At 34.7% G+C, this 17,613-nt stretch carries 4 protein-coding genes; all 4 read left to right on the forward strand.

Going from position 1 to position 17,613, the window contains the following annotated elements; all coding sequences use genetic code 11:
- The first annotated feature begins 2 nt into the window (after nucleotides 1-2).
- The 4 genes from JM80_RS11325 to JM80_RS11340 all read left to right on the forward strand — a co-directional run bounded on the left by JM80_RS11325 (nucleotide 3) and on the right by JM80_RS11340 (nucleotide 17,498).
- The gene (locus JM80_RS11325) at nucleotides 3-1,487 is read left to right on the forward strand and encodes a xylulokinase (protein ID WP_089118552.1); all 1,485 of its coding nucleotides are present in this window, start codon (nucleotides 3-5) and stop codon (nucleotides 1,485-1,487) included.
- A gap of 1 nt (nucleotide 1,488) precedes the next feature.
- Nucleotides 1,489-2,814, forward strand: coding sequence for a xylose isomerase (gene xylA, locus JM80_RS11330; RefSeq protein ID WP_034646410.1), 1,326 nt, complete (start codon nucleotides 1,489-1,491; stop codon nucleotides 2,812-2,814).
- Between the two features lie 83 nt (nucleotides 2,815-2,897).
- Nucleotides 2,898-4,316 carry a D-xylose transporter XylE gene (gene xylE / locus JM80_RS11335; RefSeq protein WP_144710176.1) on the forward strand — a complete coding sequence of 473 codons (1,419 nt, stop codon included), beginning with the start codon at nucleotides 2,898-2,900 and terminating at the stop codon, nucleotides 4,314-4,316.
- Between the two features lie 330 nt (nucleotides 4,317-4,646).
- Nucleotides 4,647-17,498, forward strand: coding sequence for a T9SS type B sorting domain-containing protein (locus JM80_RS11340; protein ID WP_144710178.1), 12,852 nt, complete (start codon nucleotides 4,647-4,649; stop codon nucleotides 17,496-17,498).
- Nucleotides 17,499-17,613 lie beyond the last annotated feature (115 nt).

Below are 17,613 nucleotides of genomic sequence, written 5' to 3' on the forward strand. Positions count from 1 at the left end.
GTATGTATTATATAGGGTATGATATTGGTAGTTCTTCTGTAAAAGCAGCATTGGTAGATGCAGACACAGGTAAACAAATAATTGTTGTTAATGAACCAGAAACCGAAATGGAAATTATTGCTCATCAACCAAATTGGGCAGAACAAGACCCTACTCTTTGGTGGAAACACGTATGCAATGCTACAAAACGGGCAATTAAAGAATCTGGTATAAACGCATCTAAAATTTCTGCAATAGGTATTTCTTACCAAATGCACGGTTTAGTAGTTGTAGATAAGGACTTAAACCCTTTACGTAATGCAATTATTTGGTGTGATAGTAGGGCTGTAGAAATTGGAGAAAAAGCATTTGAAGAAATTGGTAAAAATAAATGTGCAACAAGGCTTTTAAATTCGCCTGCAAATTTTACGGCATCTAAATTAAAATGGGTTAGAGATAATGAACCAGATGTTTACAATAAAATTTATAAATACATGCTTCCGGGAGATTTTATTGCAATGCAGTTTACGGGAGAATTAAATACTACAAAAAACGGATTATCTGAGGGTATTTTATGGGATTTTAAAAATGATGAGTTGGCTTCTTTTTTATTAGAGTATTATGAGGTAAATGAAGACTTAACGCCAACCATTGTATCAAATTTTACAAGCCAGGGTCTAGTAACAGAGAAAGCATCAACTGAATCAGGGTTACCTGTTGGTATACCTATTAATTACAGAGCCGGTGACCAACCCAATAATGCACTTTCTTTAAACGTATTTAACCACGGCGAGGTTGCCGCTACAGGAGGTACATCTGGTGTTGTATACGCGGTAACAAATAATGTGCAATCTAAAGAAACTTCTAGAATTAACCATTTTGCTCACGTTAATTACACACAAAAACAACCTGTGTTAGGTAAGCTTTTAAATATTAATGGTGCAGGTATACAGTACCGTTGGCTAAAAGATAATTTAGGGGTTAATAGTTATGATGAAATGAATAAAATGGCCTCTAATATTTCTGTAGGGTCAAATGGGTTAAGCTTAATACCTTTTGGTAATGGTGCAGAACGTATGTTTAATAATAAAACTATAGGTACCCATTTTTGCAATTTAAACTTAAATAAGCATACCAAAGCACATTTGGTTAGGGCAGCTCTAGAGGGTATTGCTTTTTCATTTGCATACGGTATGCAAATATTAAAAGATGATAATACTGCTATTAATGTTATTAGAGCAGGTAACGACAACTTGTTTAGGTCTGCTATTTTTTCTGAGACAGTAGCTACACTAATTGGTCATGAGATAGAAATATATAATACTACAGGAGCTATTGGCGCTGCAAGAGCAGCAGGAGTGTATAAAGGTGATTTTACAGCATTTAAAAATAATAGCAGTGCTAATGATCACGTAAAAACATACAAACCATTAAAAAATAAGATACCATATGTTACGGCGTATGAGAAATGGAAAAACGAATTAGAAATCATTTTAAAACATAAATAATATGGCATTAATTGGCAATAAAGAATACTTTAAAGGTATAGGAGATATTAAGTTTGAAGGGAAGGAATCTACAAATCCCTTAGCATTTAAATATTACAATGCAGACCAAGTTGTTGCTGGTAAAACAATGAAAGAGCATTTTAAATTTGCAATTGCGTATTGGCATACTTTCTGTGGTCAAGGTTCTGATCCTTTTGGACCTGGAACTCAAAATTTTCCTTGGGACTCTTCATCAGATCCATTACAAGCAGCAAAAGATAAAGCAGATGCAGCTTTTGAATTTATAACAAAAATGGGATTTGATTATTATTGTTTTCACGATTTTGATTTGATTAATGAAGGTTCAACTTTAGTAGAGTCAGAAAAAAGAATTCATAGTATTACAGATTATCTAAAGGATAAAATGGAAGCTTCAAAAGTGAAGTTACTTTGGGGAACATCAAACTGTTTTTCTAACCCAAGGTATATGAATGGTGCTGCTACTAATCCAGATTTTAATGTGGTTGCTAGGGCAGGAGCACAAGTAAAGTTAGCATTAGACACTACTATTGCTTTAAACGGAGAAAATTATGTGTTTTGGGGTGGTAGAGAAGGTTATATGTCTTTGTTAAACACAGATATGGGCAGAGAATTAGACCATATGGCACAGTTTTTAACTACAGCTAAAGATTATGCAAGAGCTCAAGGGTTTAAAGGTACGTTTTTTATTGAGCCAAAACCTATGGAACCAATGAAACATCAATACGATTTTGATTCGGCTACGGCAATTGGTTTTTTACGTAAGTATGGTTTAGATAAAGATTTTAAAATTAATATAGAAGTAAACCACGCTACTTTGGCGCAACATACTTTTCAGCATGAGTTGCAAGTTGCAGCCAACGAAGGTATGCTTGGTAGTATTGATGCTAACCGTGGAGACTACCAAAACGGTTGGGATACAGACCAATTTCCTAATAACATACAAGAAACTACAGAGGCAATGTTAGTATTTTTAAAGTCTGGAGGCTTGCAAGGAGGTGGTGTTAATTTTGATGCTAAAATTAGAAGAAACTCTACAGATTTAGAAGACGTATTTTTAGCTCATATTGGAGGAGCAGATACCTTTGCAAGAGCATTACTAACAGCAGATAAGATTATAACTTCTTCTGCTTATGATGAGCTTAGAAAAAAACGTTATGCCTCTTTTGACTCAGGAAAAGGTAAAGACTTTGAAGATGGAAAATTAAACCTTCAAGATTTACATAAAATAGCACTAGAAAATGGCGAATTAGATTTAATTAGTGGAAAACAAGAATTGTTTGAGAACATCATAAATCAGTATATATAATAACTAAAAAGGTGTAAACTTTAATAAATAGTTTATGCCTTTTTTTATAGCCATATACATAACCAACTAACCTTTTTAAACTTATGAAGACTTCTACTAATACCTTTTTTTTATGGAAATTAACCTTGGTAGCTACTTTAGGCGGACTCCTATTTGGTTATGATACTGCAGTTATATCTGGAACCGTAAGTTCTTTAGAGCATTTTTTTGTTTTACCTTTTGGTTTATCAGAAACAGCTTCCAATGCAAGACTAGGGTTTTTAGTATCTAGTGCATTAATAGGGTGTATAATTGGTGGTATTTTTGGTGGTGTAATAAGTAAAATTCTAGGCAGAAAAAAGGGGTTAATATTAGCAGCTTCTCTATTTTTAATTTCGGCAATTGGATCTGCAATTCCAGAGGTATTTGTAAAACCTATTGGAGAAGGAGACCATACTTTTATGTACATTTTTATTGTATACCGTATTATTGGCGGTATTGGTGTGGGGTTAGCATCTATGCTATCTCCATTATATATTGCAGAAATTTCACCAGCCAATAAAAGAGGTAAATTAGTGTCAATGAATCAGTTTGCTATAATATTTGGTATGTTGGTTGTTTATTTTGTTAACTATTTTATTTCTAGTCACGGAGATGACAGTTGGTTAAATACCGTTGGTTGGCGTTGGATGTTTGCATCAGAAATAATACCTGCAAGTTTGTTTCTATTTTTTTTACTTTTTGTGCCAGACACCCCAAGATCTTTGGTGTTAAAATCTAACCCTAAAAAAGCATTAGATGTATTAATTAAAGTTAACGGTGTAGATAATGCTCCAGTAATCTTAAATCAAATAAAAAGTACAGTTACTAACCACTCTGCAAAGTTATTTTCATATGGCGTACCTATTATTATGATAGGTGTTTTATTATCCGTTTTTCAGCAATTTGTTGGTATTAATGTAGTGTTATATTATGCGCCAGAAATTTTTAAAAGTATGGGTTCTGGTACAGATGTAGCATTGTTGCAAACTATAATTGTAGGTGCTATTAATTTACTTTTTACAGTGTTAGCTATACAAACGGTAGATAAATTTGGTAGAAAACCGTTAATGATTATAGGTGCTGTAAGTATGGCTATTGCTATGTTTGCCCTAGGAACAGCATTTTACAACACATCTTTGGGAGTATTTGCATTGGTTTGTATGTTGGTATATGTAGCTGGTTTTGCTATGAGTTGGGGACCTGTGGCTTGGGTTCTTTTATCAGAAATTTTCCCTAATAGCATTAGAGGTAAAGCTTTAGCTGTAGCAGTGGCGGCACAATGGATAGCAAATTATTTTGTTTCTTGGACGTTTCCTATGATGGATAAAAACAGTTATTTAGTAGAGAAATTTAATCACGGTTTTGCTTATTGGGTATATGGTTTAATGGGAGTATTGGCAGCACTATTTGTATGGAAATTTATACCAGAAACCAAAGGAAAAACACTAGAAGAAATGAATGATTTATGGACTAAAAAATAAATATATTTTATATATTAATTACTCAAATTTATTCATTTAAATTTAAGTCTAAATGAGGAAATTTTTTGGTTAAAAAGCCATTAAATACGACGAAATTCATCTATTGCTTTTTGTGTTTTAAAATCTTCTAAATACTAAAGAACAGTACGTTCACCGATGTTTTTTGCATAATTTTAAAAATCATTTTAACTTTTTATTTACACTGATGTTCACAATTGTTATTGTGGCAACAACCTAAAGCTGTTTTACAACAAAATATTGCTTTTATGCCTACTTAATGTTCTTTTTGATAGTATTAATTATAGTGTTGTTACAACAAAATACCATCTGATGAACAAAAAAATACTTATTTTATTTCTACTATTAATCGGCTTTAGTTTTTCAATTCAAGCTCAATTAAGTGATTTACATTATTTACCGCCATTAAAGCAAGGTCAAAATAACCAAGCAGTGCAACAACAGGCTGTTTATTTATCTACACCAGAGCCAACTACTTTTACAGTAAATGCTTATAGGGGTACTAATACTACTCCCGTAGCTACGTTTAACATATCTAATGTTAGTCCGGCTGTATACACACTTGGTAACGGAGATAATAATATTACCTTGGTTACAAATGAAAATACTGGTGTTGTATTAAATAACAGTGGTTTACGATTTGAGTCGCCTAGCGGAAACAAATTCTATGTTAATTATAGGGGATATTCTGCAGCACAGGCCGCTTCTTTAACTTCTAAAGGTAGGGTTGCAATGGGTACAAGTTTTAAATGGGGTGGTATTCCCAATTTAGGTCAGCACTCATCTAAATCCAATACATTAGGCATAATGGCTACAGAAGATAACACTGTAGTAGATGTATATGGGTATGATCCAGACTGTGTGTTTAGAAATGGTAATGATGTAGACGGACATACAGATAACACATACCAAATAACATTAAACGCAAATGAATCTTTTGTTTTTGAAGCCTATGTTGGTAATTCGCCAACTCAAGCTCAAAGAGATGGTTGGATAGGAGCTTCTATTAAGTCAACAAAAAATATTGTAATTAGTAATGGTGGTATGAACTTTGGTCGTCAGGTAGGTTCATCAAACCGTGATGCAGGTATAGATCAACCTGTACCAGAAAATAAATTAGGAAAAGATTATGTTTTTGTAAGAGGTAATGGTAGTACAAATGGTACTACAGAATTTCCTTTAATTATAGGAACAGCAGACAATACAAATATTTATGTAAACGGTGCTACAACACCAATAGCAACAATTGATGAAGGAGAATATTTTGAAATACCTAGTAGTTACTATTCTAGTAACAGCGTAGGAGCAAATATGTTTGTGCAAACCTCTAAAGATGCTTATGCTTACCAATGTATGGCAGGTGCGGCTGCTGTTTATACACAAGGTTTAAACTTTGTTGCTCCTGTAAACTGTTTGTTGCCAGATAATATGGATAATATTCCTAATATTAGAAATATGGCAGGAACTACTGTAACAGGTGGTGTTACTATTATTGCGGCAACTAATACTCCAGATGCAAACATAAAAGTTTATGAAAACGGAACAGAAATAACATCTATGCCAGCTTCAGTACCTATTGCAGGTACGTCAGATTGGAAAACATTTTTTATACCAAATTTAGATGGAGATATAAGTGTACAATCTACAGGTCCTGTAGCTATTGGTTTTTTTGGTTATAACGGTGCTAGGGGTGTTGCAGGATATTTTTCTGGTTTTGATACAGTACCAGAAGTTATTTTAGAAATAAGAGGAGGTAGTGGTTGTTTTGTTGGATCAGAAATATATGAAGCCACAAGTAATTTTGATGCCTACCAATGGTTTGAAGATGGTGTACTTATACCAGGAGCAAATAGTCCAAATTATGCGCCGTCTGGGGCAGGAGAATTTTTTGTAAGAGGAACAAAAGGACCTTGTACATATGATTCTCAACCTATTAAAGCACTTTATTGCGATCCGGATGTTGTCTTGGATAAAACAGTAGATAAATCTGAGATTGTTGAAGGAGAAACAGCAACCTTTACAATTAAGGTTCGTAACTTAGGACTTGGGCCATTAACAAATCTTCAAATTACAGACAATATACCATCAGGCTTAACCTTGGTGTCTAGTTTTACTATTACTGGTTCTTTTAGTGGTAATGTATGGAACATTGGTACATTAGATGGTGGAGAAACGGCTGAGCTAGAACTAGTGGTTAGAGGAGATGAAATAGACATACTTCCTTTGTTAAATTTAGTAAATACCGTTACTAATACTCAAGACCAAACAGATACCAATCAAACTACAGATAGTCCTACAGCAAGAATTATTGTACATAACGATTATGATAATGACGGTGTAATTGACTCTATAGATTTAGATGATGATAATGATGGTATTTACGATTCTGTAGAACAGCTTTGCACAATATCTAATGATGTAACTTTTACTTCTCCTTCTTCAACAATACAGGGAGGTACTCCAGTTACTGAAATTTTTACCAATTTTAATGATTTTTGGAGAAGTTCTTCAGCAAGTCAAAATAGCGTAAGGCCAAACCTTTCTCATGAATTACTGGCATTTACTACTGGTGGAACTACTTTTTCTACTGGTGTTATAGATGATGATCTTTTTGATGCCAATAGTAATGGTTTAATGGATGGTATTGATACTAACAATGATGGTATCTCTGACTTAACTATTTCAGAATCTAATTGGTTAGGCTTAACACCTTCTAATAATATCTATGGTGAAATGACTATAGAAGGTAGTCTTAATGATGGCGATGTAAATAATGCTTTAGGTTTAACTGTAGTAAATGACCCAACTACAGATCCATTAAATCCATTATTAACTAATGGACAAAATGGTTTAGATTTAGGTACAGCTATAGCAAATATAGGAAACAGTTGGACTTATGAAATAGACCCAATTGTAGCTGCTACAGTTGGTGATGGTACACCAGATATTTTATTAACACAAATTGCCCAGCCAGGCGGAGCTGGTCACGTTATTAGCTTATATGATGCTAGTGGTGCTCCTTTAGGTAATGCAGTACAAGTAAGTGCTTCAGGTACAGGAGCATTATCTACCGTAGTTGGTTCTTATGATTTAGATGTGTATTACCCAAATGGTAGTGTTTTCTTTGCAAACACAAGTAGAGACTACCGTTTAGCAACCATAGAATTATCAGAATTTGGTATACCAGCTAGTAGTATTGGTGATGTTGCATTTTTACGTTTAGAATTATCTAGTGATGCAGATATTGCTTTTTTAGCTTACAATACAGACTCTTTTTCTGGTTTTTGTGCTAATTTAGATACAGATGGAGATGGTATTCCAGATCATTTAGATTTAGATAGTGATGGTGATGGTTGTAGTGATGCTAATGAATATTATAAAGACGATAATGCAGATGGTGGAGACGATGGCTTTTATGGTGCAGGAACACCTGTTGTAGATCCTTCAGATGGTACTGTAATAGCAGCACCATACGTAGAAGTTTTAGCTCCAGAAATTTTACTAGGGAATACTGTTGAAGATTTATCTGGTAATGATATTAATGGTGATGATGTTACTTTAGGACAAACAATGCAGTATGTGTTGCGTTTTCAAAATACCGGAGATGATGATGCTACAAATTATACCATAAGAAATATACTACCAGAGAATGTTATTTTAGATGGTGTAGATGTTTCTGGTGCTCCTGGAGTTTCTTATACACATGATGTTGCTAACCATACATTAAACTTTACTGTACCAGATAATCTGGTAGAAGTAGGGGATACAGAATATGTAATAAGAATAAAAGTATCTATTACAGCTAATTGTTCAGAGTTTGTTGCAGCTTGTTCTTCAACTTTAGAAAACGTAGCTTATTCTACCTACCAAGGAACAGTAAATACAAATACTTTTACAGATGAAGGGGGGGCAACTTCTATTGGGGCTTGTACAAGAGATCCAGAAGTAGCAAGTAATTCAATTTTAAGTGACTTGTCATCTTGTAATCAAGCAAGAACAGTTCAATTATGTGGAGACTTTGTAGTTTTAACTGCAGGTGAAGGGTTTACTGCATATAACTGGGTGCTAGATAATAACAATAATGGTGTTGTAGATGCTGGTGACACTGTGTTAAATGATGGTGATCCAGATGGTACCCCAAGAACATACCGCACAACAGATATAGGCAATTTTATTGTAGAAAAAACAGGAGACGGTAGTTGCCCTAATTTAGTAGAGCGTATTACTGTAGAGCGTTTTGGCACAACACAAACTAACCCTGTGTTAGACTACTTTAATTATGTAAATAGTGATGCTAATCCGGATAATGATATGCAAGGTGAAGTTATAGAATGCCCTATAGATGGTAGTCTATTACCAAAAATTTATTTATGTGGTGCAGCAGATGAAGCAACAATACAACTAGGTATTACAGATGCAGAAAGTATTACTTGGGAAAAATTAGATGAGGCTAGTTGTTCTGATGCTGGTGATGATTGTGCTAATAAAAACTTAACATGTACATGGAACGCTGTTTCTAATGTAGATAATTTTACAGCAACAGAAAGTGGTGAGTACAGAGTTGTTGTAAGTTATTCTGGTGGATGTTTTAGTCGTTTTTACTTTAAAGTTTATAAAAACGAATTAGATATAGAATATACCTCTAAAAACATTTTATGTGATACAGATGGTAATATAAGAGTAACCAACGTAGGTGCAGGTTATGGTTTTCAGTTAGTAGATGCAGTTAGTGGTGCTATAGTAGTTCCTTTTTCTGATAATAACGGTCCTAATTTTGATATAGCAACTATTGGTACTTATAGAGTACAGGTTACACAATTAAACCCAGCAGATAATACGCCTATAGATGGTGCTTGTATTTTTGAAACCGAAGATATAGGTGTTAGAGAAGATATTTTTTCAACAGAAATTACTACAACTCCAGAAGATTGTAATCATGGTGGTACAATTAAAGTACAAGTATCTAATGCATTGCCTAATTATAGTTATGAGCTTCGTTTAGATGACGGCTCTAATGGCGGTACAGGTTCTCCTTTGCGTATTCACCCAACAGAAACAGATAATACTTATGAATTTACTGGTGTTACAGCTGGTGACTATATTGTAATTACATCTACACAAGATGGTTGTTTAGATACTAAAAACATTACTGTAGATAAAATTGAAGACCTAAGATTAGGAGCAGTTACTACAGCAAACATCACTTGTACATCTGGTGTTGTAGATTTAACGCCAACAGGTGGTTTACCAAGTCCAGTATACAAAATGGCTATTTGGAGTAAAGATGGTAGTCAACTATATACTGATGAAGCTTCTATACCAGATTCTGCTTTTACAGAAAGTACTAGTTTCTTATTTGGTTATAAAGGTTCTCCTTTAACTTATTTCCCTAATGAAGATGGTGAATACACATTTATAGTTAAAGATGGTAATGGTTGTTATGCTATTTCATCTCCGGTAACTGTTGAAGATTTGGGAACACCACAAATAACAGCTTCACACAGTACAATTACGTGTGCAGATTCTGCTACATCTACATTAACAGTAAATGTTACTGGCGGTACAGCTCCTTATAGATATAGTTTAGATGATGGTACTACTTACCAAACAGTTAATGAGTTTAGCAACTTGGCAGCAGGTTTTTATACCATTACTGTTATGGATGCAAGCGGCGAAACTATAGATACTGGTTGTAAAGAAAGTATAGATTATGAAATAGACCAGCCATTTAGACTTACAGCTTCTGCAGCTATAATAGAAGATGCTTCTTGTAACCCTGCTGGAGCTTTAGTAAAAATACTAAACCCTAATGGAGGAGATGGTACATACGAGTATAGCTTTAATGGAGGAGGAACTTTTAGTGCTACAGATACAGCAAATTTAGCTCCTGGAGATTATGAGTTAGTTTTAAGAGATGGTTTAGGATGTACTTATGAGATGGAAATAACTGTTCCGGATCCAATTACAGCACCAACTTTTGATACTGATGTTACTTATAATTGTATTGGAGATGGTACAATAACTGTTACACCATCTAATACATCAGATTTTAGATATGTTTATAAACTAAATACAGTAGATAATACACCAGCAGATAATAATGTATTTACAGGTGTAACTAATGGCACACATACTATTTCTGTAGATTATGCAAGTGCACTTACTGCTAGCCAGTCTACATTATTTTACGAGAGCTTTGGATCTGGTGCTACTACACAAATAGCAGAAATAGGATCTGATTATTGTTATGAACCACAAAGTGGTGCAGAAACAGCTTGTAATCGTGGTCCGGCTGGTATTTTAGTAAACGGAGAATATACAGTTACAAATTTTGTAACCAATCCGGTTCCTAGCTTTAGAAGCCCTAATGACCATACAGGTTTAACAGATGGTCGTTTCTTAGCTATTGATGTTAGTACATTTTCAGACGTATATGCAGCGCCAGTTTTAAACGGAGTGTTATGGTCTAGAAACGGAATAGAAGTATTACCTAATCAAGAGATTACATTCTCTTTATGGGCTTACAACTTAATGCAGGTTGGTAGTAGTGGTAATAATCCAGAAATGACAATAGAACTTGTAGATGGTTCTGGTACAGTAATTTCTAGTGTTGCAACTGCAGAAATTCCTAAAAATACAAATGAAGACGATTGGCATAACCGTACAGTTACTTTTAATCCTGGTGCTAATACAACAGTAGGTATTGTTATACGTAACAATGTAAATAGTAATGATGGTAACGATTTAATTATAGATGATTTAAGAGCAACACAAGCGCCAGAAGCTTGTGCACAATCTGCAGAAATTACAGTAATTGTAGAAGACAATAAAGAGTTTAGTGCTACTTTATTAGGAACAACAGATCCTAGCTGTAATGGAGGTTCAGATGGTAATATCCGTTTTGAGGTTACTAATTATGATGCTGTAACAGGATTTGAGTATTCTGTAGATGGAGGTACAAATTGGGTAACTTCATTAACATCACCAGTAACAACTGCAGCAAGTTTAGCAGATGGTACGTATAATGTACAAGTTCGTAAGGTTAGTGATAATGCTTGTATTACAAACTTTAATGCAACCCTAACAGAGCCATCAGCAATAGTTCCTAGTTTAGGTGAAACTTCTGAATACACCTGTTTTAATACAGGAGCAACATTAACAGCTTCTGCTACAGGTGGCTCTCCTGGTTATGAGTATCAGTTAGAAAGAGCTGCAGATAACTCTATTGTTAGAGCATACCAAACAGAAGTAGATTTTATAAATGTTACTGAAGGAGATTATGTAGTTCGTGTTAAAGATGCAAAAGGCTGTGAGGTTGTATTAACTACAGCTGTAACAGTAGATAAATTTGAAGACATAGATTTTGATTTAACTGCTACATCATGTTATGATGGGGCTAACAACGCAACTGTAACTGCTACAGTTACAAGTGGTAATGGTAATTATAACTTTAGAATAAATGGTGGAGCTTGGATTACTCCAACGCCATCAACTTCAAACATACATACATTTACAGGTTTACCTAATGGAAGTTATGATGTAGAAGTAACTGATGCATTTGGTTGTGTATCTGCAACACAGACAATTGTTATTCAGCCAAACTTAAACGCAACAGTAGATGTTGTAGATGTTAGTTCTTGTGCAGATGGTAGTATAACTGTAGATGCAACTGGCGGAGATGGTAATTTAGCTTATGCTTTTGTACCAACTACAACTCCTGTTACTGCAGCAGATTTTTCAGGAACAGATACATTTGTGGTGGCTGCAGCAGATGCAGGTACTTATGATGTATATGTATGGGACAACGGTGCAGCAGACCCACATTGTGAGTTTATGGAGACGGTAACAGTGAATCCAGCAACTCCTTTAACTTTTACTGCTACACCAACAGATCCAGAATGTTATAATGGTTTAGGAACTATAGCTGTAGAGGTAACGTCTGGTATAGCACCATATACGTATGAAATTATAGATATAGATAACGCTGGTGCTTCTAATGAGACAGTTACCAATGTAATTAATAATACCAAAACTTTTTATAATCTAAACCCAGGAAATTATACAATTAACATTACAGATGCTAGTGGTTGTACAGTAACAACAACTCCTAATGTAACTATTAATAATCCTGATGAATTAACAGCAGATATTATAGGGGTTACACCTGTTACTTGTACTGGTACAGCTAGTGATTTTGGTTTTAGATTTGATGCTTACCCATCTACATTAGGAACTATAGAGTTTAGTGCAGATGGTGGTGCTACTTGGACGGCAGATAACTCGGTTCCTGGAACATCAGATAGGTTAACAGGTTATTTATCAGGAGAAAGTGTTTATCCTTCTATGAGAACGGTAGATGGCTCTGGAAATACAATTTGTCAAACAGATTTTCCTAGATATACAATTCCTTATCCTTTAGATAACTTAGATATTACTATAGACGCTGTTGTTGTAAATTGTAATGAGTTACAAGTTAAAGTACAAGGTTCTCAAGGTACTCCAGGTTATGAATATGCATTTTCTGATGATCCAGCAAACTTTAACCCTGCTGCTGCTACTTGGATAGCTGGTGGTTCAGTTAATGATTCTTCTGGATCGGCTGTAACAGTTCCGGCAGGACACGGTAATTACTTGTGGACGGGCTTAACTCCTGGTAGAACTTATGTGTTTTATGTACGTGATTTTAATGGTTGTGTACGCCAGAGTGATGTAAATGTGAACGATATTGTAGATCCGCTTCCTTTAGATGTTGACTTTACATCTACTCCTTCTTGTGATGGAGCAGATAATGCAACTATAGATTTTACAATTACTGATAATGCCGCTCCATTTGGAACACAATACAGATGGGAGTTATTTAATATGGCAGGTAATATTATTAGATCTAGTGGTAATGGTACTACGCCTGGTATGGCAGGTACAATTGTTACTTTTGATAGTAATTTACAAATAACCAATTTGGCGCCAGATGAATATTACATTGTAGTAACAGAAATTGACGGTGCTACAGATACCTGTATATCAGCGTCAGAGAATGTGTTGTTAGAAGAATTAGAGCCTATTACTGCAACTTTAACAAAATTAGAAGATATTGCTTGTGATACTCCAGGTCTTATCGCTGTAGAAAATATCACAGGTGGCGGAGGTACATATACATTTACACTTACAGATCCTTCAGCTACAGTTATTGCTACGGGTACTCCAGATAACCCATTAGAGATTCCTGCAGGTTCTGTAGCTGGTAATTATACAGTTAGTATTAGTGATCAATATGGTTGTGAGTATCCTTTAGGAACAATTAATATGTCTTTAGCTGCTAACCCAACTATTGATGGTGTTGATGTAGATAATTGTGATACATCTGCAACAGTAACAGTGAATACAACTATTGGAGATTCATCAACTTTAGTTTATTCTATAGATGGTGGTGCAAATTACGTTTCTAACGGAGGAGTTTTTAATAATGTAGCTGTAGGTACTTATACTATTTTTGTAAAAGATGGTAACGGTTGTACAGATTCATTCGCAACAGAAGTTTTCCCAACATTACAAGCCTCAGCAACTTTAGAACAAAGTTTAGGATGTATTAATGATGCAGAAATTTTAATAAGCGCATCAGAAGGTTCTGGTAATTATGAGTATAGAATTTTAGACTCATCTTCTGTAGAAGTAATAGGTAGAACAGCATTTACAACATCTGTTACCGCTACTGTATCCGCTACTGATATATATTCTGTAGAGGTTTATGATACAAATACAACAACTCCAGAGTGTGTAAGAACGTTTACTGTAAATGTTCCTGCGGCTATACAGCCAGACTTTACAGCAACAGCAACAGACTTAACGTGTAACAGTTCAGCAGACGGAATAATTAAAATTACAGAAGTTAATAATGGAAATAATCCTTTATCATATTCTATAGTACCGAATGTTGCTACGTATGATGCTACAACAAATTCGTTCTCTGGTTTACCTGCAGGATCTTATGATGTTACAGGTACAGGACCAAACGGTTGTGTAACTACTAGAACATCTATAGTGGTAGCAGAACCAAATATAGTAGCATTTGATACACCAGTTGTAAACAACTTTGGTTGTACAACAGACAATAGTACAAATAACGCAACTATTGTTTTAAATGAAGCAAGTATAACAGGAGGTAGTAACACATATTCTCGTTATGAGTTTGAAGATGTAGCTACTGGTGATATATTACAAACAGGTACAACTGCAACGTATATATATACAGATTTTGCAGGTGGAGATGTAATAGTTCGTGTTTTTGATGATAGAGGCTGTAGTGCAGAGCAAACGGTTAACGTACCTGCTTACAATCAATTATTATCTGCAGATGTAGTTGTAACAGATGCTATAGCTTGTTCTAATGCAGGAGAAGACATTAGAGTAGAAGTTACAGGTAGTATTACTAGTTACACTACAGGTGCTAACCCAGGAGATTATCAATTTACAGTATTGCCAAGTGGTACACCACAGGCATCAAATGTATTTGCAGATTTACAACCAGGTACGCATACTATTTTAATAGAAAACACAGCTACAGGTTGCCAAATTACAGCAGAACACATTGTATCTGAACCAAATACTTTTGATGTAGAGGTTAATATACTGTCTGACGTAATATGTTTTGGAGATGAAGGGCAAATTAGTCTTACTATGAGTGATGCTACTTATACAGGAGGATTTACTTATAGAGTTTACCAAACAAATAATACACCAGCAGATCCATCGGATGATGGTATAGCTATTAGAAGTGGTGCTTCTGTAGATTTTGGACCAACTGCTCCAATAAATGTACCAGCTGGTAATTATAGAGTAGAGGTTATACAGGATGGTTTCCCAGACTGTACTCAAAATAGATTATTTAATATTAAATCGCCTAGCGCAGCTTTAGCTTTAGATCCTATAGCTACAGAAGAAGTTGGTTGTACAAATGATATGGGTACTGCTAATATTAAACCAACTGGCGGTTTGGCTCCTTATACAATTACCATTGTAAATAATGTTACAATGGCTACAGAAACAGTAAACGGAGTTAACTCTTACTTGTTCCAAAACTTAGCTGCTGGGCAATATACAGTTACTGTAGATGATGCTTTAGGTTGTTCTAACTCATTCTCTAATGCGTTTAACTTAGTAGTTCCAGATCCAATAACAGGAAATATTTCTACTACAGCATTAGTTTGTTATGGAGATTCAGATGCAACTGCTACGTATACAGTAAATGCAAGAAACGTAACTACTACGTATAAGTATGTTTTAAATAAATATACAGATGCTAGTGGTAGTACTTTAGAGTCTAGTAGTGTTAGTCAGTCTGCAGATACATTTACAAATTTAAGTGCAGGTTTTTACAGTATTAGTGTAACAGATGCTATGAACTGTGCAGTGGAGTCTTCAATTGTAGAAATTGTAGATCCTTTAGAGCCTAATGCTAGACTAATAACTACAGCAGCACTTGGTTGTACAATTGGTGCAGAATTAGAGTTGTCTGCCGTTGGTGGTACTGCTCCGTATACTTGGAGTGCAGATGGTGTAACGTTTACACCAATGAACAATGCAAACGGTGCTAATACGCACGTATTTAGTGGTGTTGCAGATGGTACGTACCAATACTACGTTAGAGATAACTTTAATTGTATTTCTACGGTTTCTAATGTAGTAGTTATAGATCCTATAGCGCCATTAACATTGGTTGTAGATGAAAGTGCAGCGGTTATTAATTGTAACGGAGAAAGTACAGCTGTAATTACTGCAAGAGCAGATGGTGGTTTAGGTAATTATGAATACGGATTGTTTGCTGATGCCGCATTAACAAACCAAGTTAGAGCATACCAAACATCAGAAACATTTGCAGATTTACCAATGGGTACGTATTATGTAAACGTGCAGAGTGAAGATTGTGAAACATTGTCTAGTGCAATTAATATAACAGAACCAACTGCCTTAAGTGTAACACCAGATATTACTAATGTTAGTTGTAATGGTGATGATGATGGTAGCATTGTATTAAATGTAACAGGCGGTACGGGTAACTACCAGTACGCAATATCGCCAGACCTTAACAGGTTTGATGATGAAAATACGTTTGATGAACTTGTAGCTGGTGATTACAGTGTAATTGTACAAGATGCTAACGGTTGTTTTGAGCTTATAGAGTTTACAATTACAGAGCCTTTAGAACTAGAAATGAGTTTAACTTCTACAGCAGAAATTTGTGCTGGTGAAGAAGATGGTACAATTACAGTTACAGCAACTGGAGGTACAGCTCCTTACAGTACAAGTATAAATAGTAATGATGATGCAGATTTTGTAGAAGGAAGAATGTCATTTGCAGATTTAGCAGCTGGTACTTATGTAATATTTGTAAAAGACGCTATGGGTTGTATAACAAACGAAGTTGTAGAAATTGAAGGTGGTGCAAACTTAACAGCAAGTACAGAGGTTATTTATGAGTGTACAGGTGATACACCAAACAATAGTGTTGCTATAATTTTTGAAGATCCTACTGTAGCAACAGATGTATTGTATGGTTTAGATACTACAGACCCAGCGTTAATGGTATTAGATCCAGACTTTACAAACTTAGCACCAGGTATGCATTATATAACTATTGCACACGCTAACGGATGTATTAATACAGTAGATTTTGAAATAGAAGACTTTACACCTTTACAACTAATTGTAGAGCAACAAAGTATTAATGAAATTACTGCATTAGCAACAGGTGGTAAGCCAGGTTATACATATTACTTTAATGATGTAGATAACGGAGAAGATAATACGTTCTATATTACTAAAACAGATACGTATACAGTACGTGTTGTAGATGAAAACGGATGTGAGTCTATACAAACCATATTTATGGAGTTTATAGATATTGAAATTCCTAATTTCTTTACACCAGATGGTGACGGACAAAACGATTTTTGGATACCTAAAAACATAGATCAGTTCCCAGATATTTACATTACTATTTTTGACCGTTATGGTAGAGAAGTATATAAATTAGAGGATAACGAGCAAGGTTGGGACGGTTTATACCAAAATACAAATTTACCAACCGGAGATTACTGGTATGTTATTAAGCTTAATGGTGAAAGTGATGACAGAGAATTTATGGGTCACTTTACATTATACAGATAACAACTTTTGTTATAATTTTACTAAACCCTTCTAATTTTTAGAAGGGTTTTTTATTTACACTTATAATTAAAATTGTATTTATTACATTTGAAAAATCTTATACAAACAAACTTTT

This window comes from Cellulophaga sp. RHA_52, assembly GCF_007827205.1.
Classification (GTDB): domain Bacteria; phylum Bacteroidota; class Bacteroidia; order Flavobacteriales; family Flavobacteriaceae; genus Cellulophaga; species Cellulophaga lytica.